Origin of the sequence: Novipirellula galeiformis (assembly GCF_007860095.1) — a bacterium.
In the GTDB taxonomy this organism is placed as follows: domain Bacteria; phylum Planctomycetota; class Planctomycetia; order Pirellulales; family Pirellulaceae; genus Novipirellula; species Novipirellula galeiformis.
In genome coordinates this window covers 760,363-780,999 of record NZ_SJPT01000002.1, presented here as the reverse complement: position 1 = coordinate 780,999, position 20,637 = coordinate 760,363, and the positions used below count along the sequence as shown (strand labels likewise).

Genomic DNA, 20,637 nt, shown 5'->3' with positions numbered 1-20,637 from the left:
ATCATGAGAACTTGGATACGAAACGCAGTCCTCGCCTTGGGGGTGGTCACGTTGGAAACGTCTGGCGGCATCGCCCAGGGGCAACAGGCACAGGAGATCCGCTATCTCAGTTCGGCCGATGCGACTCAGCAACCTGCGATGTTCTATGCTCCCGCGTCGGATGTTGCCGTTCCTCTCGTCGTCGCCCTGCACACCTGGTCCGGGGATTACAAACAGACGAGTCACAAAGCAATCGAAGCTTGGTGTATCGAGAAAGGCTGGGCGTACATCCATCCCAATTTCCGGGGTCCGAACGTTCGCCCCGAGGCGACAGGTTCGGAGTGGGTGGTCAAGGACATCGTCAGCGCCGTTGATTACGCAAAGAAGACGGTCAACATCGACAGCAACTCCGTTTACCTCGTTGGTACCTCCGGCGGCGGCTATACGGCGCTGGTGATGGCGGGACATCATCCTTCGATTTGGGCCGGGGTTTCGGTGTGGGTTCCCATCTCGGATCTGAGCGCGTGGTATCAAGAGTGCAAACTCGCCGGACGCAATTACTTCCGCAACGTTGCCGCTTCATGTGGGGGTGCACCAGGCGAGAGTACCGCAATCGATCAACAGTATCGCGATCGATCTCCGCTGACGTATCTCGCTAATGCGAAAGGCGTCACGCTGCATCTGAACGCAGGAATTCGTGACGGGCACGATGGCAGCGTGCCGATCAGCCATTCGTTGTTGGCCTTCAACGAGGTCGCGAGCCCTCAGGATCGCTTGTCCGATGGCGATATTCGCTACTTTGTTGAGAAAGCACAGGTTCCCGAATCGCTCCAAAGTCCCATTGTGGACCCAAGCTACGGCGCCCGGAAACCGTTGTTCCGTCGCACCTCGGGCAACGCCACCGTGACGATTTTTGACGGCCAACACGAACTCATTCCGCAGGCGGCGATTGATTGGTTCGAACGCATTCACGCGAACAAAGACGGCAAGGGGCACTAAGACTCTCTTGCCGGAATGAACATCCGCGACGCGGCAACGGCCGCGTGGGGGGACATTGTCGTCGCTCCCTCGGAGCTCGTTCTCTCTTTGACGCGACTAGTTCCCACTCCCCTTTGCTTTAGCTTTAGCCTGTTCCAGCATTCTTTGCACTCGGGCTTGTTCTTTCGCGAGCGGCCCCGGGGGCACAGGCATCGGCTGAAATTCAGCGGACGGCGTCAGTTGCTCGTCGGCGGGAATTTGTCGCCAACGCAGGTTGCGATACCACACCGGTTGGCCGTGATCTTGTAACCAAAGCTCGCCACCGCGTCCGCTCAAATCACCGCCGCGAATCGTTAACAATTCCACCATCGCCGCCCATTTCGGGTCGCTGTAATCAAAGTCCAGTACCTTTTCACCATTGAGCCAGTGCTGGATCACGGATCCCTTGCAAACGACACGCCCCGTGTTCCATTGTCCCACCGGCCGCGTGGCGTCTTTGGACGGAGCCATACAGAAAAACAGGGACGCGGCCGCTTGGCGTGGGTTCTCACCATAGGGGCTGTCCACGTTATCGAGCACTTGGTACTCGACTTGTCCCGGTCGGTAATACACGCCGCTGTTGCAGCCTTTGGAAACTTTCCACTCGAAGCGGAGTTCAAAGTCGTCCGGAACCGGTTTGCGTTTGTACGTCAGCGCGCCGCCCTTGGAGGCTCGATAGAACGCACCCTCTTCAATTTTCCAGTTACCGCCATGCTCCCATCCGTCGAATGACGCGCCATCGAACAAGGCGACAAAGCCTTGCTGACTTTCCGCTTCGGACATTTCGGTGATATTTTTAGCCGACGGCTGGCTAATCAGCGTGCGAGGATTTGCCTTCTCGCTCCCCCCTTTTTCCGCCGTTACATCCGCTTCGCCACAGCGTGCCATCAGAAAACGCGGTGCTTCAGACCACGCGTCATCACGTTCGGTGAACGGTTGGATGCCCGCATTCCTCACTGAGAGAGGTTCGGCTGGTACCGGGGCTTGCGGAAGCGTAAATGTGGTGAGAGTCTCGAGACGCTGTAAGCGGCCTTCGATCACCCCAGGACCGTGTTCCGGTTGGATGCGGTTGTCAGATTCGAGAGCGAAGGCATGTTCGAAGGCGAAGGCACGTTCGAAGGCGAAGGCACGCTCGCCGACACAAACGAACTCGGTGTCATGAGTTGGGTTGACTTGTGTCGGGGAAATCCTAACTCGCTGCGGGACAACATCGCCCGCGAGTGCCGCTTTCCGATGGCTGGGAACCATCGCGTCGGATTTGGCGTCGTTCGCCGCAGCACGGGACGATGCCATATCGGGGTGGAATGGGGACGTGACGCAGGCCACGACGACGACGAAAGGCACAACAAAATTGGGGCGAATCATAGGAACCAATTTCCAGCGGCGGAATCGATGGGGAGTGAGTCGACAACCGTCTCGTCGTCCAAGGCAGCAAAAGCTCGCAGCGTTGACAACGTTTGGCACGTCATCAGCACCCCCTCACCTAACAAGGCCAGACGAAGCACGGGTGAACCGAATGGGGCAAATCGCCAACGGTTCGCAAACTAATATACCCCGCCGGCGACCTCACGACAGCGAATTGGAACTCAAGCGGTCCGGAATGCACGGCGAACCAGACGCGATTGTGTGTTCGACCCGACCCGACCCGACCCGAGCCGACCCGAGCCGACCCGAGCCGACCCGAGCCGATTCCGAGCCGATTCCGAGCCGAGCCGATGCCGGTCGCCGGTCGCGAGACGATGCTCCTCACGATTCGTGGAGTACTCGCGATTCGTGGAGTATCGGTCTACGAGACTTCGAGCGCATTCGCCCCTGATATCACCTGCGGACGATATGGGGGCGGGGACTGACTTCATCGCATTCAAAATCTCCTTCGAAAACGGCATGCCTGCCAATCGCGGGCCGGCCAAGAATCAAACCGAGCCCCGCGACATGCCGACGATTCGGTTTCGCAGTCCCCGTTGGTTTTTTTCGTCCCAACATGGTGCTCCAGCCCGTTGATCTGCTAACCGAACACGCTCGTGCATTTAACCGGACGGGCCCGCGAATGGGTTGCTAACACGGAAAACCTGGCCCATCGACCACTCGATTTCTCCCCCCGAAGGGGATGGTGTCAAGTCGCGTTGACACAGTCAATTAGTGGGGTGCGTAGTGGTTCTGTTTTGATTCGCCCACTGAGCCAAGGTGGCTCAGTGGCCTTTTGGTGGCACAGGAAGGGGGGCTGAAGCGGCCTAAACAGCCTGCGGACATTGACGCGGATTGTGAGTGAATTGTCGCTGGCCAAATTTGGGCAACGAATTTACCGCTGCCCACCTGCCGCAAAAAAAGCGGCAATTTATATTACGCGTCACCACTCCGTGCCGACCCTTTGCCGAAGAACCATGTCGATGGTTTAAGCGGTGGCACGGAGACCTCACGCCAGCCTCCGGTGGACGCTGCTGCTGGCAATTCACCCCAAATAAAACGCATCGTTAGCTACCTTGGAAAGGCACTATGGACGAAAAACTCGAATCCGTGTACTGGAACGTTCAACAACGCAATCCGGGTGAAACCGAATTCATTCAAGCCGTCAAAGAAGTGCTCTCCTCGATGGGGCCAGTGTTGGCCAAGTACCCCAAGTTGGCAGAGCAAAAAATTATCGAGCGCATCTGTGAACCGGAGCGTCAGATCATTTTTCGAGTGCCTTGGCAAGACGATCGAGGCGAAGTGCATATCAACCGCGGCTTTCGCGTGCAGTTCAATAGTGCGTTGGGGCCTTACAAAGGAGGACTGCGTTTCAACCCGTCGGTCAACCTCTCCATTATCAAGTTCCTCGGCTTCGAGCAGATCTTCAAGAACGCGCTGACCGGAATGCCGATCGGGGGCGGAAAAGGGGGCAGTGACTTTGACCCCAAAGGGCGTAGCGATGATGAAGTGATGCGGTTTTGCCAAAGCTTCATGACTGAATTGTCTCGCCATCTAGGCGAGTACACCGACGTGCCTGCGGGTGACATCGGAGTCGGTAAACGCGAGATTGGTTACTTGTTTGGACAATACAAACGGATCAGCAACCGTTATGAATCGGGTGTGCTGACCGGCAAAGGACTCCGCTACGGTGGCGCACTCGTCCGTACCGAAGCGACCGGGTATGGACTGGGCTATTTTGTTCAAGAGATGCTGGCCACGCGGTCCGAGTCCTTAGAGGGCAAGAAGTGCATCGTGTCGGGGGCCGGGAATGTCGCGATTTACGCGATTCAAAAAGTGACTCAGCTCGGCGGTTGTGTGATCGCTTGCTCTGATTCATCCGGTGTGGTTTACGATGCCGAAGGGATTGATCTCCCAACGCTCAAGCAAATCAAGGAAGTCGATCGCTTGCCAATCGAAAAGTACGTGGAAACGCGGAAGCACGCTCGATACCAACGTGGCGGAAATCTTTGGGAAATCAAATGTGACGTGGCACTTCCCTGCGCAACGCAAAACGAGTTGACCGGCAAGGACGCCGCCACGCTGCTGAAAAATGGTTGCATGGCCGTTGCCGAAGGCGCCAACATGCCGACGACTCCCGAAGGGATTGAGTTGTTTACCGAATCCAAGATCGCCTACGCTCCCGGTAAAGCTGCCAACGCAGGCGGTGTGGCAACGAGCGCCCTGGAGATGCAGCAGAACGCATCACGCGACGCTTGGACGTTCGAATACACCGACCGCAAACTGGCCCACATCATGAAGGACATTCATGACCGGTGTCTGGCAACGGCGGATGAGTTTGGCGTGCCAGGCAATTACGCCCAAGGTGCTAATATCGCCGGGTTCATGAGCGTTGCCGATGCAATGCAGGCGATGGGATTGATTTAAACGCGAAATCATCCCATTCGTAGGGTTTCGATGGTCACTTCGTCATGGGCCGATCGTGGATTCGGTCTGGCCCCGACGTGGTGCATGCGTTGATGGTTAGGATTTCGTGTCGAGCTTCATCGGGGCGTGTTTTGTGATCGTCCCGACATGGGCCATCCGTTTGCAATGGGACTTGCCTGCTTGCAATGGGACTTGCCCGCTCCCTTGTTTCGCCGCGGTGGCTTCGATCCACAGCGCAGCGGTTTGGCGTACTTGGGGGATCGCGCCATTCGTCGGATGTGATTTGATTCGGTACAATTGTGGCTCGATCCACTAATCAAAGTCACACGCGATCCGTTCTATGATCATTTCTCAGCACGCAAGAAGTCTGAAATCGTTCACGCTCATGTTTGCATTCGCCCTGCCGGCGCTGTCGGCTTTGGCGGTGGAAAACTGGCCTCAATTCCGAGGTCACGACGCGACGGGAGTCGTCGACGATCCGGGGCAGCTTCCCGACACTTGGTCGGCAACGGAAAACGTTGCCTGGAAGACTGACATTCCAGGGCGTGGTTGGTCGTCTCCGATCGTGTGGGGGGACCGTGTCTTTGTGACGACCGTGGTCAACCTCGGCGAAGCAGAGACGCCCAAGAAAGGACTTTATTTTGGTGGTAATCGTCCCGAACCCCCATCGTCGGAACATGAATGGATCGTGATGTGTCTTGATTTGAAAGATGGGGGCACGTTGTGGAGGAAACAAGTTCGCAAGGCCACGCCCCAAAGCTCAATCCACCTAAAGAATAGCCTTGCATCAGAGACGCCGGTCACCGACGGAGAGCACGTCTACGTGTTATTTGGTGGCGTCGGAATCTATTGCTTTGACATGCAAGGGAACGAGGTTTGGATGCGAGATATCGCCCCACGCAAAACGCGTTACGGTTGGGGAACAGCGGCCTCGCCCGTCTTGCATGGCGATCGTTTGTATGTGGTCAACGACAACGAGGAAGAATCGTATTTGCAGGCGTTTGACAAACATACTGGCCAGTCGATTTGGCGGACCGAGCGGGATGAAAAGAGCAATTGGTCGACCCCCTTCATCTGGAACAACGAATTGCGGACTGAGATTGTCACGCTGGGATCGGGGCAGGTGCGCTCCTACGATCTCGATGGGCATTTGCTCTGGTCATTGACGGGAATGTCTACCATCACGATCGCCACGCCGTATCAATACCGAGGGCTGTTGTATCTCAGTTCAGGCTATGTCGGTGATCCCTATCGCCCGCTGTATGCGATTCGCCCAGGAGGTAAAGGGGATATCTCACTCGAGGGTACGGAAACTTCCAATGCGTCGATCGTGTGGAGCCAGCCGACCGCAGCACCCTATAACCCATCGACGTTGGCATACGACGGGATTGTCTACGTGCTCTACGATCGAGGCCTTTTCGCCGCGTATGACGCGGTTGACGGTTCCGAAATTTATTCCAAAAAGCGAATCCCCCAAGGGGGCGGGTACACTGCGTCGCCTTGGGCATACGATGGCAAAGTTTTTTGCTTAAATGAGGATGGCAAAACAACGATGATTAAGGCGGGCAACGAATTCGAAGTGATCGGCAGCAATGAGTTGTCCGATGACGACATGGGCATGGCGTCGCCCGCAATCGCAGGAGACCGATTGCTGATCCGCACCGCGTCACGAATCTACTGCATCCAAAATTAGGCGGTCTAGGATTGTAAGAAGGCAAGGTTCGACCTTCGCCGACGGAGTGCCGGGAGGGCTCATTAGCGACCGTCGTTTGAACGTTGGCGGGTAAAATGGGCAAGGAGGCGGGAGGACGTTGATTCGCGTGGCTCAATTTGACTCCTTTGAATTGGAAACGTTAGGCGTCTTGTGCCACGGTTTGGAGTCAATTCTTGGTTGGATCCGCTTTGACATCCCTTTTTTCTTTTGACATAGTTGTCCCGACGGAACAATATACGCAATGGACAATTTCTCTACTTCGCCAACGTAGCCATGTCATCACCCTCGACAACTCCTTCTGATTTTTCTTTCGCCGATTGCCGTCGCCAGATAGGAGATCTCTTGCGACCGCGCGCTTGGATCTATTGGACCGACTTTCTCTTGACGTACGCTGCGGGCGCGTATTGCTACAGCATGGTTCATGGAGGGCCGATCTATCAACGGCACCAGGGATATACGGGAAGTTTCCAACAAATCGCCTTCTTTTTTGCCTCTTGTTTGCTGTTTTACCGAGCTTCGTTGTTCATTCATGAAGTGGTACATCAGAGAAATACTCGGCAACTGAAATGGTTTCGAATCACCTGGAATCTACTATGTGGAATCCCCTTCTTGATTCCGTCGTTTGTCTACTACACGCATATTGATCATCATCGCCGCAAGCACTATGGGACGAAGCATGACGGAGAGTACATGCCTTTGGAACATCAACAAACGTGGCAGATTTTGTTCTACCTTTCCTGGTCCTTGGTGATTCCCATTTTCGCGGTGGTTCGTTTTCTATTGCTCACCCCGTTGGCATGGACCATTCCGGGATTCCGAGCTTTCGTCCACCGACATGCTTCGTCGATGGTGATGGATCCAACCTACATCCGTCCCCTGCCGAACAAGCAAACGATGAAGATCATCTACATTCAAGAGTTCTTCTGCTTTCTTTGGAGTCTGGCGATCATCGTCGTCGTACCGATCTTGGTCGGACAATGGCCGACGCCATTCTTGATCCAAGCGTATCTGCTCTCGGTGTGCATCATCTTCATTAATTCGGTGCGTACGATTGGGTCTCACCGCTGGTCCAATGACGGAGAGGAGATGGCATTCATGGATCAGATGCTCGACTCGGTGAATTATCCGCATCACGCCTGGATCACGGAATTATGGGGCCCCGTGGGGACGCGTTTCCATGCGTTGCACCACTTGTTTCCATCATTGCCCTATCATGCCATGCCCGAAGCCCATCGCCGTTTGATGGAATCGCTGCCCGCAGACTCACCCTACCGCAAAACCGAAGAACGCTCGCTGACCGCAGGAATTATCAGCTTGTTCAAGCGAAATCGCCAACTGCGTGCGGAAGCATCCACCGCCCGCGCTTCAACGTAAGCTTTTTGCAGAATGGCCCACTCGCTCGGCTTGAATGATGGGGGAAGCTATCTCGAAGCCCAAGGGGTCGTGATCTCGAGTTTGCCGTCCACGGCGTGGTTGAGTAGCCCAGCGGGAGTGGAGGGATCGTGCGAGAAGAGGATGATCCGGTGTTGTGAGACGATGTCGTGAATGATTTCCGGTTTTAAACGGCGGACTGTTAATGGAAATTGGTCGTACGCCAAAGTCCAGAACGTTTCCAGATGAGCCGCTGTGGGGACGAGGTCGCCGGGGTAGACCGCCCAGGAGTCTTCCGAGTGCAACACCACCATTTGGTGCCCGCGTGTATGGCCACCGGTCAGAGCGACCGAGACTCCAGGGACAATTTCTGCGGCATCCTGGACTCGTTCGAGTTGCCCGGCATCCAAGAGCGGCACGAAGTCATCGAGAAAATACGCGCCGGCTAACTCGGGTAATTCTCCGGTGGCGTCGTCCCATTCACGCTGTTGCACGAAGTGCCGAGCACGTGGGAATGTCGGGCGTAGTTGCCCCGTCGGATCGCGATACGTCGCGCCACCGGCATGATCAAAATGCAAGTGCGATAGAATCAGCCAATCGATATCCTCAGGGGCAACGCCGCAGCGGGCGAGGTTCCGCAGCAATGGCAGTCCCGGTTCCATGGAGTAGCGGTTGCGAATCTTCTCTGCTGCTTTGCTGCCGTATCCGGTATCAATCAAACCAAGTGAAGTTCCCGTGCGAACCAGCACACAATTGGTTTCGACCAAGATGCGATGTTGTTCATCGGGAACGGCGACTTGTTGCCAAAGCATGCGTGGAATCACGCCGAACATATTGCCGCCATCGATCCACAATCGCCCACCACTAACGGGCAACAATTCGATTTCGCCGAGCCGAATCCAGGCACTCATTCAAACGTTCCTGTCGACGAGCATGGCCACGGCGTTACCTCCGCCCAAACAAAGCGCGGCAATGCCCAATCGGGCTCCACGATGTTTTAACGCGTGTAGCAACGTTACCAGCACCCGAGCGCCACTGGCGCCGATGGGGTGTCCTAAAGCAATCGCGCCTCCATGAATATTGACGCGATCGGAGGGCAGCGCGAGCTGGTCGATGCACGCGATCATCTCGACCGCGAAGGCTTCGTTGATTTCGAAGAGATCAATATCGCTTAACGCGTGCCCCGATTTGTGAACGACTTCCAGGATTGCTTCGACCGGTGCGGTGAACACGTCGCTCGGTTTGCCACCTGACGTGGCAGCAGCCACGACGCGGCCCAAGGGGGTTTGGCTCGATCGATCACAGGCGGAACGATTGCCAACGACCACTGCCGCAGCGCCATCACTAAGCATCGAGGCGTTTCCCGCCGTGATCGTTCCGTCATCGCGAAACGCAGGCGATAACGCGGACAACCGCTCCAGTGTGCTGTCGCTACGAGGCCCCGAATCGGATCGGATGGTCACCTGCGCTGATTCGTGTCCCGTGGTAACGGGCACTATCTCCGATGTAAAAACACCCGCTTGGGTTGCCTCGAGTGCACGGCGATGACTTTCCAACGCATAGCGGTCTTGGTCGGATCGGCCGATGCCCGCTTTGTCGGCGAGTTGCTCTGCAATGGCTCCCATCGAACATCCGCTGAAGGAACAGACGAGCGCGTCGTGCATGAGGGAATCGACAAGTACGCGGTCTCCAAGCGGCGGTGAATTACGAGCGAGAACCCAGGGCGATCGACTCATGTTCTCCATACCTCCGGCCACGATGACATTCGCTTCGCCGCAGCGGATTGCCTGGACCGCCAACATTACCGCTTTTAACCCAGATCCACAAACCTTGTTCACGGTATAGGCAGCGACGGTTACGGGAAGTCCCGCGGCGAGCGCTGCTTGGCGTGCCGGCGCTTGGCCAACCCCGGTGGTCAATACGTGACCAAGAATCACCTCGTCGATTGCCGCGAACGACAAGTGGGCTCGGGTGACCGCTTCATGGATTGAAATCGCCGCAAGCTCAGTTGCGGGGACCGACGCAAACACACCCTGGAACCGTCCGATCGGCGTACGACAGGCGGAAAGGATAAAGGCGTCCTGCATCGGATGACCCTTTGAAAACGAAAACAGCGTGCAGCGTTTTACGGATTACGGAGTCAATCTGGTAAGCAACCTAACCCGAATTGCCACTCAGAACCACCGTTCCTCTATTGTATGCAACCACCGCTAGAGGGACGAGTTATTTTTGGCAACTTTCAAACGCTCGTCTTGACACCCATAGCCTAAAATAGAAGGAACTCGAACTCGGGAGTTACAAAATGGGCGTCACGAGAAAAGAGGGTGATTCGTCGGTACCGTGGGTCGATGGATTGACGATCGGGCAAGTGTTGCAAAGCACGGCGCGGCGGTTTCCCGACGATGATGCGTTTGTGTTCTGCGCCGCCAGTGCTCGCATGACATGGGCTGAGTTTGATGCGGACGTTAACCGTATCGCACGAGGGTTGTTGGGTCTGGGGTTTGTCCCTGGAGACCATTTTGGGGTATGGGCGACGAACGTTCCGCAGTGGGTTTTGCTACAGTTTGCCACGGCGCGAATCGGCGTCGTGTTGGTCAACATCAACCCGTCCTATCGCGCCAGCGAGTTAGCGTATGCGTTGCAACAGTCCGATGTGCGTGGCTTGGCACTCATCGATCACTATAAGTCATCGCACTTTCTCGACATGCTTTGCCAAACTTGTCCCGAACTCGCGTCTGCGTCGCCCGGTCAATTGCAGAGCAAGGCTTTCCCCAAATTGGAATGGATCATTGCACTACGTGGCAATCGTCAACCTTATGCCTTGATGTGGGACCAGCTTTACTCGCGTGGCGAGTCTGTTTCGCAACAGCGAGTTGAAGACATCGCGAACGCTTTAAGACCCACCGACGCGATCAATATTCAGTACACCTCCGGAACCACCGGACATCCCAAAGGGGCGATGTTGTCGCATCGTAACGTGCTGCTCAACGCGTTTTACGCGGGGCGATCTCAGCGGTTGGATCACCGTGACCGAATTTGTTTGCCGGTTCCGCTGTACCATTGTTTCGGTTGCGTGTTGGGGACGATGGTATGCGTTGTCCACGGATCAGCGATGATTTTTCCGGCGGAAAGCTTTAGCGCCGAGGCAACGCTCGGTGCGATTGAACACGAACGATGCACCTCGCTATATGGGGTGCCGACGATGTTCATTGCGGAACTTGAACACCCCGACTATCCGCAACGCAATCTGACTTCATTGCGTACTGGCATCATGGCGGGAAGCCCCTGTCCGATCGAGTTGATGAAACGGGTCACCGAAGAGATGGGGGCCAACGAGATCACGATTGGGTATGGTCAAACCGAAGCTTCGCCGTTAATCACTCAAACGCGTACGGACGACCCCATCGAACTTCGCGTCGGTACTGTGGGACAGACATTGCCGGGTTTTGAGGCGAAGATTATCGATCCCGACACGGGCCAGGAACTTGGTGATGGCGTGCAGGGTGAATTCTGTGGACGTGGGCATGGTGTGATGATCGGTTATTATCACATGCCGGACCGAACCGCCGCGGCGATTGACGCCGACGGTTGGCTGCATACCGGAGACCTCGGCATGCGGCAATCCAACGGATACTATCGCATCACCGGGCGTTTGCACGACATGATTATCCGTGGCGGCGAAAATATCTACCCGCGAGAGATCGAAGAACGTCTCTACGAACATCCCGCGGTCGAAGACGTGCAAGTCGTGGGAGTGCCTGATCGTCGATTTGGGGAAGAGGTTTTGGCGTGGGTCAAATTGAAACGCGGAGACACGGCAACCGAAGCGGAGTTGCGTGAATTTTGTGGTGAATCGTTGTCGCGGTTCAAGGTGCCACGCTACTGGAAGTTCGTCGAACGTTTTCCAACGACCGTGACTGGCAAAATCCAAAAGTTTAAGATCCGAGAACAAGCGATCACGGAACTGGGCCTTCACGACATCGCGAACATTGAAACCGCCTGAGTCGCTCACCAATCACGCTGGCGTTCACTTCATTCGGATTCGTGAGACTACGAAACTCAGGGCGATACGAATCAGCTTCGGGGGCGGAATTCAACGCTCTCTCTCGTACTTAACGATCATCGTCGCAGCGGCATATTCGGCGTCGTTGATCGGGACGGGCTGGTGTTTGCAAACCGCTTTTTTGACGCTCGCGCTACACGATTCCAGGTGGATCGTTATAACGTAGCGCTTAGTGCCGCGCGTTCCTTCGTTCCGCGAGCCTTCGGACATCAAGATTGGAGTCAATTCATTCATGCAAATCGATCAATCGCATCTGTTGGTAACCGGTGGCAGTTCCGGATTAGGAGCGGCGTGTGTCCGTTCTCTTGCTCGCCAAGGAGCCCGAGTCACCGTCGCTGACTTGGCTTCGCCACGCGAGGAAGTGCAAAAAGAGCTTGGCGATCGTGTGCTCTATGTGCGAACCGATGTCACGAGCGAAGCCGACATGCAAGCGGCGATCACGGCGGGTGAGGCAGCCTTTGGCAGCTTGCGTGGCGTGGTTGCGTGTGCGGGGGTGTTGCACGCGGAGCGTTTGTTGCCTCGCGAGGGTGTCGCTTCGCTCGATGCGTTTCGCCGCGCCGTCGACATTAATCTAAACGGGACGTTCAACACGATGCGGTTGGCGGCCGAGGCGATTTCACGGTCCGAGCCGGACACGGATGGCGAACGAGGCGTGATGGTCATGACGTCATCGGTCGCGGCGTTTGAAGGCCAGGTCGGGCAAGCGGCCTACGCTGCATCCAAAGGCGCCGTTGCCTCACTGACGCTACCATTGGCGCGTGAACTGAGTCAGCATGGAATCCGTGTCGTTTCGATTGCGCCTGGGATTTTCGATACGCCGATGATGCAAGCCGCCCCGGACAAAGTACGTCAGTCGCTGATCGATCAAACGTTGTTTCCCAAACGGTTGGGCGAGCCCGACGATTTTGCTTCACTGGTGACGCACGTCTTCAACAATGCGATGCTCAATGGTTGCACGCTGCGACTCGATGGCGCCGTACGGATGGGGCCTCGCTAGAGCCAATGGGCATTGCGTTTTTTTATCGAGTGCTTTGTCATGCGTGAAAGCTAGGGTTGTGTCCAATTGGGAAATCGTCGCTGAGTTAATTCGCAAGCTCAAGTGGACCGGCCCCAAAGTTCGCCGTGCTCAAATATTGCTCAAGGCGGATGCAGAGGCGCCGGCATGGACACTCACTCCGATTGCGAATGCTGTTTTCTTTTGTGCCAAGACCGTCGGTTATCAGGCAACGATTTGTCGAGCTTGGCTTTGGGCAAACCCTCAATCGTAAAAAGTCATCCACCGCCGGGGCGAAGAAACCCCTCGACGGAAACCCTCGACGGAAACGAAGAAGCATAAATCATAGCGAAACGAATTGGTTCACCCCCGAATGGCTATGGCAAGGGGACGCTCCGCTATGGAATGCCCCTAATTCATGGTCCACTGTTATGAGAGTAGGGGGTGGGGGCAGGTCAATTCTTTCTATCGTGACCGACCACGAGAGGCGTTCCGATTGGAACGAACGTGAAATGGATGTTGGAACCTAAGCATAAGGAAACAAGCGAAGCTCGCTTGTTTAAGGTTTAGAGGGTGGCGATGCAGGAAATCGATCATGGTATGCTGGCTTAATTCCTTTCGTTCGACAGCATGGAATTGGTAGACATGTCATCAAAGAATCGGATCTTACTACTCATCATCGGGTCGGTGATTTTGCTGGCTGGGATCTTTGCCATTTTGAACCTTGGCAATCACGCGACCTCGGACGATCCACCACAATCGATAATGCTGTACTGTGCCGCCAGCAATCGCGCAGTGATGGAGTCGATTCGCGAGGACTACGAACAAGAGTTTGGTCGCAAGGTTGATATCCAGTACGGGCCGTCACAAACCTTGCTGTCGTCCATTGAGGTGACTCGATCGGGAGACTTGTTCTTGCCAGCCGATGACAGCTATCTCGACATGGCTCGCGACAAGCAATTGGTCGCGGAGGTGGTGCCGATCGCTCGCATGCAGGCCGTGGTCGCTATCAAGCGGAACAACCCAAAGTCGATCGAGCAGTTCTCGGACCTGCTCCGCGATGAGGTGCGGTTGGTCATGGCCAGTCCCGATACGGCCGCGATTGGCAAAGTCGTACGTGAGGTTCTGAGTGCGGATGGCCAGTGGGAGCTGATCGAGTCGTCCGTGACTGCGTCACGCGCAACGGTCAACGAAGTTGCCAATGATGTTGCGATCGGTGCCGCAGATGCTGGAATCGTGTACGACGCGGTACTGAATACCTATGACGACCTCGAGTACATTGAGTTGCCTGAGTTGGCGGATGCCGCATCTCAAATTTCGGTAGGCGTGATCGCTTCGACGGACCAACCCCAGGCGGCACTTCATTTCGCACGCTACCTTTCGGCGCGAGACCGCGGACTGAAGCACTACGCTGAGTTCGGTTTTCGCACCCGAGGCGGAGACACTTGGAGCGACGTGCCGGAGTTGTCGATTTTTGCTGGCTCGATGTTGCGTCCCGCAATCGAGGACACGATCGCAGCGTTTGAAAAACGCGAGGGCATCAAGGTCAACCGGGTTTACAATGGCTGCGGAATCTTGGTTGCTCAAATGAAGGCGGGGCAACATCCGGACGCCTATTTCGCCTGCGATTCGGAATTCATGAACCAAGTTCACGATTTGTTTCCCGAGCCGGTTCCGGTCTCCCAAAACGAACTGGTGATTTTGGTGCAAAAAGGCAATCCGAAAAACATCCGATCGTTACGGGATTTAACTCGCAAGGACTTGCGAGTGGGGATTGGACACGAGAAGCAATGTGCGATGGGCTGGGTCACTCAAAACACGTTTCGTGAAAGTGGTATTCAGCAAGAGGTGATGCCCAACGTGACGGTCCAGTCGCCGACGGGCGATATGTTGGTGAATCAGTTGCTGACCGGTTCACTCGACACCGCCGTGGCTTATTTGAGTAACGCAGCGGGGGCCTCGGAGTCGTTGGATGCGATCCGAATCCAAGACATCTCGTGTAGCGTCGCAACGCAACCCTGGGCGGTCGCGGAAGAGTCAAAGTACCCAGAATTGGCCGGACGGTTGTTCCAACAAATCTGTTCGCAGTCATCACAGGGGATATTCGCCGCCGAAGGTTTCCGCTGGCAATTGGATGCGAACAAGGGAGAATGACCGCCGTGCGCGGCATTGATGTGCCCGCGGCACTGGACAACCTTGCCCATGGCACTGGACAGCCTTGCCCACGGCACGGGATAATATCGCCCCGAGTTTTATGGCCAAGGTCCTGCACTCGACATAGCCCGAGGCTACGATGGCGGTGGTCTTTGGTTAAGAAAGCAATCACCAATCTTGCGGCTTCAAAAAACTACAACTCTTCAGCTCTGACGAAATGACAAGCGAAGTCGAACCAAGCGTAACGGTAACAACAAAGAAGGGACTTGCAGTTCGTCGCCGACGAAGCGATGTGCCGTTCTTTTTCGTCATGAGCGCGATTTCCGCTCTCTTTGTGCTGCTGATTGTTTTGCTGTTGGCTGCCGATATCCTGTTTACATCCTTTTCTGACTTTACTGCGGCGCTGGCGAAGCCGGAAATCCAAGTAGCGTTTCGGCTGACCATGTTGTCCTGTACCGCTGCTGCGATCCTTTCGATTTGGGTTGCCACGCCGCTGGGGTATCTGCTCTCTCGCTATCGTTTTCCCGGACGATGGATGATCGATACGCTGGTGGACATCCCGATTGTGCTGCCGCCGCTGGTGCTGGGCCTTAGTTTGTTGATTCTATTTCACCTTCCGGTCGGTGGTTGGGAACTCGAAGCCTGGCTTCGCGACAGTGTCGGTTTTCCCGTGACTTATCGCTGGCCCGCCGTGGTGCTGGCGCAGTTTTCGGTGGCCTGTGCGTTTGCCGTGCGCACGATGCGAGTGACGTTCGATCAGATCGACCCTCGTGCCGAAGACGTCGCACGCACGCTCGGCTGTACCCGCGCCCAAGCGTTCATGCAGATCGCGATCCCCCAGGCGTGGCGTGGTATGATCGCGGCAACCACGATTGCGTGGGCACGGGCGTTGGGCGAATTCGGACCGATCTTGGTCTTTGCCGGCGCGACACGAATGCGTACGGAGGTGCTCTCGACGACGGTGTTTTTAGAACTCAGTGTCGGACAGCTGGATGCCGCCGTCGCGGTGTCTCTGCTGATGGTCGCGATGGCGGTCATCGTGCTGCTGGTCTTGCGAGTTTTGGGAACAGGATTGACGGCATGATTGAACTACGTGACATCACCATTGGGGCGGGTGAATTCCGACTGAGGCAGCTATCGTTTCAAATCCGCTCGGGCGAATACGTGGCATTGATGGGCCGCACCGGACGTGGCAAAACAACGATCCTCGAAGCGATCTGCGGGCTCCGCCGAATTCATCATGGCCAAATACTAATCGAGGGAACGGACGTCACCGATTGGATGCCCGGCGACCGACAAATCGGATATGTACCGCAAGACCTGGCGTTGTTTCCCACGCTTAGCGTCGCCGAACACTTGACGTTTGCTCTGAAGCTGCGTGGCCAATCGCGTGCCGAGATGAATCGTCGATCTGAAGAGCTGAGCGAGATGCTGGGTATCACGTCGTTGCTAAGCCGCAAGATTGATGGACTCAGTGGCGGAGAGTCTCAGCGTGTGGCGCTCGGCAGAGCGTTATCGTTTCATCCCAGCGTGTTGTTGCTCGATGAGCCGCTGAGCGCACTGGACGAATCGACGCGACTGGAGATGCGTGAGTTGCTGCGGCGGGTCAAGGAAACCACCGGCGTGACGACGCTGCATGTCACCCATAGCAGCGCAGAGGCGGCCGCGCTTGCCGACCGCCGGTTTGTGCTCGATGACGGCAAAATCACCGCCGAATGAGCGTTGCCTTGATCGTTCCTGTCGCACATTGGTTTCGCCGCAATCGCGATAGAGATTTTTGCAATTTGCCGGTGGTTTGAGCGTAGCGAACAGCAGCGAAAAACGATTTTCTCGTAGCTACCTTCGCCAGAAGGTGGTGATTAGTGTTGGCCGGCAACCATCCACGCTCTGGCGAGCGTAGCTACGGAATGCAAATGCCGTAATTTGCCGGTGGTTTGAGCGTAGCGAACAGCAGCGAAAAACGATTTTCTCGTAGCTACCTTCGCCAGAAGGTGGTGATTCGTATTGGCCGGCAACCATCCACGCTCTGGCGAGCGTAGCTACGGAACGCAAATGCCGTAATTTGCCGGTGGTTTGAGCGTAGCGAACAGCAGCGAAGAACCATATTCTCGTAGCTACCTTCGCCAGAAGGTGGTGATTCGTATTGGCCGGCAACCATCCACGCTCTGGCGAGCGTAGCTACGGAACGCAAATGCTGTAATTTGCCGTCTCTAAGTGCTTCGCGGCGTAGCGAATTAGTATCGCGGCATCGAAGGATCGATCTGGGTGGCCCAGGCATCAATCCCGCCACGCAAATTGCGGACGTCCTTGAAACCAAGCTCTCGCAGTTGATGGGCCGCCTGAGCGCTGCGACCGCCGAGTTTGCAGTGCACAACGATGGTTTTGTCGGTTGGCAATTCGTGTTGGCGATCGGTAAGTTCGGCAAGTGGGATTAGAGTTCCTCCCAAGCTGCAGATCTCGTGCTCGTGGGGCTCGCGGACGTCAACCAAAACGAACTCCGTGCCGTCATCGAGCATTTGCTTCAGCTCACTCGCCTCAATATCCCAGCGGCTTTGTACGTCCGTTTCCTCGCTGGCCGGAGACGAGCCGCAGAACTGGTCGTAGTCGATCGGCGCGGTAATCGTCGGCGCGTCACCACACACGGGGCAATCGGCGCTGCGTCGCACTTTCAACTCTCGAAACCTCATCTCGGCGGCATCGATCAGCAGCAATCGGCCTGACAATGAGTTACCGATTCCCAGGATCAACTTGATCGCTTCAGTGGCCTGAATTGTACCTACGATTCCGGGCAGGATTCCCAGCACACCTCCCTCGGCACAATTCGGTACGGTTCCTGGTGCGGGCGGTTGAGGATACAAGCAGCGGTAACAAGGTCCGCCCGCGTGACCGAACACGGACGCTTGGCCTTCGAAGCGAAAGATCGAACCGTAACAGTTCGGCTTTTTCAGCAGCACACAGACATCGTTCACCAAGTACCGCGTCGCAAAATTGTCGGTTCCGTCGATGATGATGTCATAGTCACCGGCGATACTCATTGCATTTTCACTTGTCAGTGCGGCGTCGATCGCATCGACCGTGATCAGTGGATTGATCCTGGCAACAGCCTCGGCTGCCGACGCGACCTTCGAGCGACCAACACTATCAGTCGTATGAATGATTTGACGCTGCAGGTTCGAGTATTCCACGCGATCAAAATCGATCATTCCCAGTCGCCCGACACCGGCAGCGGCCAAGTACATTGCCACCGGTGAACCCAAGCCACCGGTTCCCACGATCAGTACCGAAGCGGCACGCAGTTTGGCTTGCCCCGCCAAGCCAAGTTCCGGCAAACTGAGATGCCGCGCGTATCGCTGGAGTTCCTCGGGCGACAATGCCGTGTTGTCCTTGCTCATCTATCCACCCGCGATCGCTGGCACCAGCAAGATTTCGTCGGATTCGGCAAGGGGGGTGGCACCCGCGTCCAAATCTCGCGAGTTCGTATCGTTCACAAACACGTTGACGTGAGAGAGCAGGCCTCCGGACGCATCGAGTAGTTGCGGTTTCAGCGCAGGATGCGACTCGACCAAGCACAGCAGTGCTTCATCAACGCACTGGCCTTGGACATCGATGATCCCAAGGCCGCCGGTATGCTGACGCAGGGAAGTGGGAATGATGACGTTCATAACTTAGGAGCTCCTTTCACTCGGTTATGGATTGCTGTGTTTGGCCGCACACCGGGCAATCGCTGCGACGTGCAAAATTCAGGGTGCGAAAGCTCATATCACGCAGATCCATTTTTACTAACCGACCGGCCAAGGGGGTGCCGATTTCCGCGATGACTTTGATCGCTTCGACCGCGCCCATACAGGCGACAGTCCCAGAGACGGCGCCGAACACGGGGAACTGACGTTTCCAAGTCGGAGGAGCTTCAGGGAATAGGCACCGCAGGCAGGGGGACCGACCCGGGATAATGGTAGTGATGTGGGCTTCCATTTCGTACATCGCACATTCAACCATCGGTTTGCCTTGGCGAACGGCTTGCTCGTTCATGAGGAAACGTTCGGGGAACAGCGGCGCACAATCGACGACGACGTCACACTGTTCGATTAGTTGGGCAGCATTTTCAGGGCCGACGTTTTCACCGACCGCCACGATCTCTAAACGTGGGTTTAGTTCTAGCAAGCGTCGCCGGATGGATTCGATCCTCGGCTTGCCGATCCAATCGTGAGTCATCAGCAATTGCCGATTCAAATCGCTCGGTTTAACGTTTCCAGCGTGGGCGAGAATCAACTTGCCCACACCTGCAGCGGCCAGTTCATAGGCCACAACGCTGCCGACGCCGCCGACGCGTGAAATCATCACTGATGCATTTTTGAGTTTCTGTTGTCCTGCGGCGCCGAAATCGGAAACCCACATCTGCCACTCGTAGGTGGCATGTTCTTCGGCGGTAAGTGACTGGTGAGAGTGCATGTTGAATTCAAATGAGCAAGCGAGAGTCAAGGTGAAATTGGATCGCGTGATTCCGAGCCTCGTCCACCTCCCAAGCAACGCGATTCTTAGCGGCCTGGGGGAATGGTCAGCAGGACGGGTTCAGCGGACTCAGCGGGCAAGGCATCCGAAATCATCGATCCCGCTACCACGTCGTCCCAGCCATGCGACAACAGCAAATCGAAACCCGGGTTCAGATTCTTGACCTGGCACGAGCAGGGGCCAGCCATGAACTTGCAGGCAGTATCGATCGTCGTGGGCATTATTCCCCGACCCACTAACGCATACAAGACTCGGCCACGCCCGAAAACTGGGAACGCTTGCGGTTCGGTCTGCGGCAATCCAGCCTCGCTGTGTGTCAGTGCGGCTAACAAGAAAGCTTCCTGCGGATCCTGGCGGTCAAGCGTCACGACCGAAAATTCAATCCGCAGCGGGATCTTGTTGTTTTCCAAACGCAGCGGGGCGATATCCAGCTCTTCCGCGGTGGGCACCTTCAGTATTTGTTGATTAGCGGTTAGACGCTGCTCAAGGGCTCGCATCGCCAAGCGGTCTTTGTCCGCATCACCACTGGGGACAAAAATCCAGACTGCGGATTGTCCACTGCTCAATCGCTGAGCAACCTCCTTTCGCACGGGTGAATGCAGCAAACGTGACACAGCATCACTGGTGAGTGCGCCTGCCTCGATCACGCGGTCCGGGACCTGTTCGGCCGAACGCGGATAGAGCGTGATCATGAGCGGCGAGTCGTGGGGCTGATGCTGCTGCCATAGCTCGAGTAAACGACGGTCCTCAATCGTCGCCACGTCGGCTGTCACCACCTCGAAATTGGCTCCCTGCTCCGCCGCTGACGCTTGCAATCGCTGCAGGTTGGTCTGCGAAGTTCCTTCGAGGGGGCCCGAGGAAAGCACGATGACTTGGTACTTATCGGCCGACCATCGTTCCAGTGCGTAACGAAACACCGGGACTTGGCAAGCCATCGAAGCGGCGGCGGATGCGACCACCGCCGTGGCGATCAATAGAAAAATTTGCAAAGGCTTTTTCATCTTG

Annotated in this window: 19 protein-coding genes; 11 read left to right on the top strand and 8 right to left on the bottom strand. The window is 56.0% G+C overall.

Annotated elements, in window-relative coordinates; genetic code table 11:
• The first annotated feature begins 3 nt into the window (after positions 1-3).
• Entirely contained in the window at positions 4-978 is a 975-nt protein-coding gene (locus Pla52o_RS07910) for an alpha/beta hydrolase family protein (protein ID WP_146594029.1), read from the top strand.
• A 96-nt stretch (positions 979-1,074) separates the two neighbouring features.
• Here Pla52o_RS07910 and Pla52o_RS27365 read toward each other — a convergent pair whose 3' ends face one another.
• Both Pla52o_RS27365 and Pla52o_RS27670 read right to left on the bottom strand, forming a co-directional pair.
• Complete coding sequence (locus Pla52o_RS27365) at positions 1,075-2,361, bottom strand: 3-keto-disaccharide hydrolase (protein WP_231612170.1); 1,287 nt, start codon at positions 2,359-2,361, stop codon at positions 1,075-1,077.
• Positions 2,362-3,336: 975 nt separating this feature from the next.
• A complete protein-coding gene (locus Pla52o_RS27670; RefSeq protein ID WP_261343339.1) occupies positions 3,337-3,465 on the bottom strand; it encodes a hypothetical protein in 129 nt (42 codons plus the stop codon).
• Positions 3,466-3,489: 24 nt separating this feature from the next.
• Here Pla52o_RS27670 and gdhA point away from each other — a divergent pair, with 24 nt between their 5' ends.
• The 4 genes from gdhA to Pla52o_RS07890 all read left to right on the top strand — a co-directional run bounded on the left by gdhA (position 3,490) and on the right by Pla52o_RS07890 (position 7,915).
• The gene (gene gdhA, locus Pla52o_RS07900) at positions 3,490-4,827 is read left to right on the top strand and encodes an NADP-specific glutamate dehydrogenase (protein ID WP_146594028.1); all 1,338 of its coding nucleotides are present in this window, start codon (positions 3,490-3,492) and stop codon (positions 4,825-4,827) included.
• A gap of 147 nt (positions 4,828-4,974) precedes the next feature.
• Positions 4,975-5,109: a hypothetical protein gene (locus tag Pla52o_RS27665; protein ID WP_261343338.1), complete on the top strand. Its 135-nt coding sequence runs from the start codon at positions 4,975-4,977 to the stop codon at positions 5,107-5,109.
• A 103-nt stretch (positions 5,110-5,212) separates the two neighbouring features.
• Positions 5,213-6,520, top strand: a complete 1,308-nt coding sequence (locus tag Pla52o_RS07895; protein WP_146594027.1) for an outer membrane protein assembly factor BamB family protein — start codon at positions 5,213-5,215, stop codon at positions 6,518-6,520.
• A 363-nt stretch (positions 6,521-6,883) separates the two neighbouring features.
• Positions 6,884-7,915: a fatty acid desaturase family protein gene (locus Pla52o_RS07890; RefSeq protein WP_231612169.1), complete on the top strand. Its 1,032-nt coding sequence runs from the start codon at positions 6,884-6,886 to the stop codon at positions 7,913-7,915.
• A 47-nt stretch (positions 7,916-7,962) separates the two neighbouring features.
• Here Pla52o_RS07890 and Pla52o_RS07885 read toward each other — a convergent pair whose 3' ends face one another.
• Positions 7,963-8,823, bottom strand: coding sequence for an MBL fold metallo-hydrolase (locus tag Pla52o_RS07885; RefSeq protein ID WP_146594025.1), 861 nt, complete (start codon positions 8,821-8,823; stop codon positions 7,963-7,965).
• Positions 8,824-9,999 (bottom strand): thiolase family protein, encoded by a 1,176-nt coding sequence (locus Pla52o_RS07880; protein WP_146594024.1) that lies wholly within the window; start codon positions 9,997-9,999, stop codon positions 8,824-8,826.
• A gap of 215 nt (positions 10,000-10,214) precedes the next feature.
• On the opposite strand from Pla52o_RS07880, the gene Pla52o_RS07875 reads away from it, so the two are divergent.
• From Pla52o_RS07875 to Pla52o_RS07850, 6 genes are all read left to right on the top strand, one after another.
• Positions 10,215-11,915, top strand: a complete 1,701-nt coding sequence (locus Pla52o_RS07875; RefSeq protein WP_146594023.1) for an AMP-binding protein — start codon at positions 10,215-10,217, stop codon at positions 11,913-11,915.
• Positions 11,916-12,207: 292 nt separating this feature from the next.
• Entirely contained in the window at positions 12,208-12,972 is a 765-nt protein-coding gene (locus Pla52o_RS07870) for an SDR family NAD(P)-dependent oxidoreductase (RefSeq protein ID WP_146594022.1), read from the top strand.
• A 58-nt stretch (positions 12,973-13,030) separates the two neighbouring features.
• Positions 13,031-13,243 carry a hypothetical protein gene (locus Pla52o_RS07865; RefSeq protein ID WP_197169087.1) on the top strand — a complete coding sequence of 71 codons (213 nt, stop codon included), beginning with the start codon at positions 13,031-13,033 and terminating at the stop codon, positions 13,241-13,243.
• A gap of 371 nt (positions 13,244-13,614) precedes the next feature.
• On the top strand, positions 13,615-15,123 hold the full coding sequence (modA, locus tag Pla52o_RS07860; RefSeq protein ID WP_197169086.1) for a molybdate ABC transporter substrate-binding protein: 1,509 nt from the start codon (positions 13,615-13,617) through the stop codon (positions 15,121-15,123).
• A gap of 217 nt (positions 15,124-15,340) precedes the next feature.
• The gene (locus Pla52o_RS07855; RefSeq protein WP_197169085.1) at positions 15,341-16,207 is read left to right on the top strand and encodes an ABC transporter permease; all 867 of its coding nucleotides are present in this window, start codon (positions 15,341-15,343) and stop codon (positions 16,205-16,207) included.
• Positions 16,204-16,842: an ABC transporter ATP-binding protein gene (locus Pla52o_RS07850; protein WP_146594019.1), complete on the top strand. Its 639-nt coding sequence runs from the start codon at positions 16,204-16,206 to the stop codon at positions 16,840-16,842. Before Pla52o_RS07855 ends, Pla52o_RS07850 begins: the two co-directional genes overlap by 4 nt.
• Before the next feature lie 515 nt (positions 16,843-17,357).
• On the opposite strand, the gene moeB is transcribed toward Pla52o_RS07850, so the two are convergent.
• From moeB to Pla52o_RS07830, 4 genes are all read right to left on the bottom strand, one after another.
• Positions 17,358-18,515 carry a molybdopterin-synthase adenylyltransferase MoeB gene (moeB, locus tag Pla52o_RS07845; protein ID WP_146594018.1) on the bottom strand — a complete coding sequence of 386 codons (1,158 nt, stop codon included), beginning with the start codon at positions 18,513-18,515 and terminating at the stop codon, positions 17,358-17,360.
• Positions 18,516-18,785 (bottom strand): MoaD/ThiS family protein, encoded by a 270-nt coding sequence (locus Pla52o_RS07840; RefSeq protein WP_146594017.1) that lies wholly within the window; start codon positions 18,783-18,785, stop codon positions 18,516-18,518.
• 16 nt (positions 18,786-18,801) lie between these two features.
• Positions 18,802-19,572 (bottom strand): HesA/MoeB/ThiF family protein, encoded by a 771-nt coding sequence (locus Pla52o_RS07835; protein ID WP_146594016.1) that lies wholly within the window; start codon positions 19,570-19,572, stop codon positions 18,802-18,804.
• 86 nt (positions 19,573-19,658) lie between these two features.
• Positions 19,659-20,633 carry a hypothetical protein gene (locus Pla52o_RS07830; RefSeq protein ID WP_146594015.1) on the bottom strand — a complete coding sequence of 325 codons (975 nt, stop codon included), beginning with the start codon at positions 20,631-20,633 and terminating at the stop codon, positions 19,659-19,661.
• Positions 20,634-20,637: the final 4 nt, after the last annotated feature.

What these genes read in the sequence shown, in the direction of transcription:
- Pla52o_RS07910 (WP_146594029.1), top strand. Translation starts at nt 4, where the DNA reads ATGAGAACTTGGATACGAAACGCAGTCCTCGCCTTGGGGGTGGTCACG.
- Pla52o_RS27365 (WP_231612170.1), bottom strand. Translation starts at nt 2,361, where the DNA reads ATGATTCGCCCCAATTTTGTTGTGCCTTTCGTCGTCGTCGTGGCCTGC.
- Pla52o_RS27670 (WP_261343339.1), bottom strand. Translation starts at nt 3,465, where the DNA reads ATGCGTTTTATTTGGGGTGAATTGCCAGCAGCAGCGTCCACCGGAGGC.
- gdhA (WP_146594028.1), top strand. Translation starts at nt 3,490, where the DNA reads ATGGACGAAAAACTCGAATCCGTGTACTGGAACGTTCAACAACGCAAT.
- Pla52o_RS27665 (WP_261343338.1), top strand. Translation starts at nt 4,975, where the DNA reads ATGGGCCATCCGTTTGCAATGGGACTTGCCTGCTTGCAATGGGACTTG.
- Pla52o_RS07895 (WP_146594027.1), top strand. Translation starts at nt 5,213, where the DNA reads ATGTTTGCATTCGCCCTGCCGGCGCTGTCGGCTTTGGCGGTGGAAAAC.
- Pla52o_RS07885 (WP_146594025.1), bottom strand. Translation starts at nt 8,823, where the DNA reads ATGAGTGCCTGGATTCGGCTCGGCGAAATCGAATTGTTGCCCGTTAGT.
- Pla52o_RS07880 (WP_146594024.1), bottom strand. Translation starts at nt 9,999, where the DNA reads ATGCAGGACGCCTTTATCCTTTCCGCCTGTCGTACGCCGATCGGACGG.
- Pla52o_RS07875 (WP_146594023.1), top strand. Translation starts at nt 10,215, where the DNA reads ATGGGCGTCACGAGAAAAGAGGGTGATTCGTCGGTACCGTGGGTCGAT.
- Pla52o_RS07870 (WP_146594022.1), top strand. Translation starts at nt 12,208, where the DNA reads ATGCAAATCGATCAATCGCATCTGTTGGTAACCGGTGGCAGTTCCGGA.
- modA (WP_197169086.1), top strand. Translation starts at nt 13,615, where the DNA reads ATGTCATCAAAGAATCGGATCTTACTACTCATCATCGGGTCGGTGATT.
- Pla52o_RS07855 (WP_197169085.1), top strand. Translation starts at nt 15,341, where the DNA reads ATGACAAGCGAAGTCGAACCAAGCGTAACGGTAACAACAAAGAAGGGA.
- Pla52o_RS07850 (WP_146594019.1), top strand. Translation starts at nt 16,204, where the DNA reads ATGATTGAACTACGTGACATCACCATTGGGGCGGGTGAATTCCGACTG.
- moeB (WP_146594018.1), bottom strand. Translation starts at nt 18,515, where the DNA reads ATGAGCAAGGACAACACGGCATTGTCGCCCGAGGAACTCCAGCGATAC.
- Pla52o_RS07840 (WP_146594017.1), bottom strand. Translation starts at nt 18,785, where the DNA reads ATGAACGTCATCATTCCCACTTCCCTGCGTCAGCATACCGGCGGCCTT.
- Pla52o_RS07835 (WP_146594016.1), bottom strand. Translation starts at nt 19,572, where the DNA reads ATGCACTCTCACCAGTCACTTACCGCCGAAGAACATGCCACCTACGAG.
- Pla52o_RS07830 (WP_146594015.1), bottom strand. Translation starts at nt 20,633, where the DNA reads ATGAAAAAGCCTTTGCAAATTTTTCTATTGATCGCCACGGCGGTGGTC.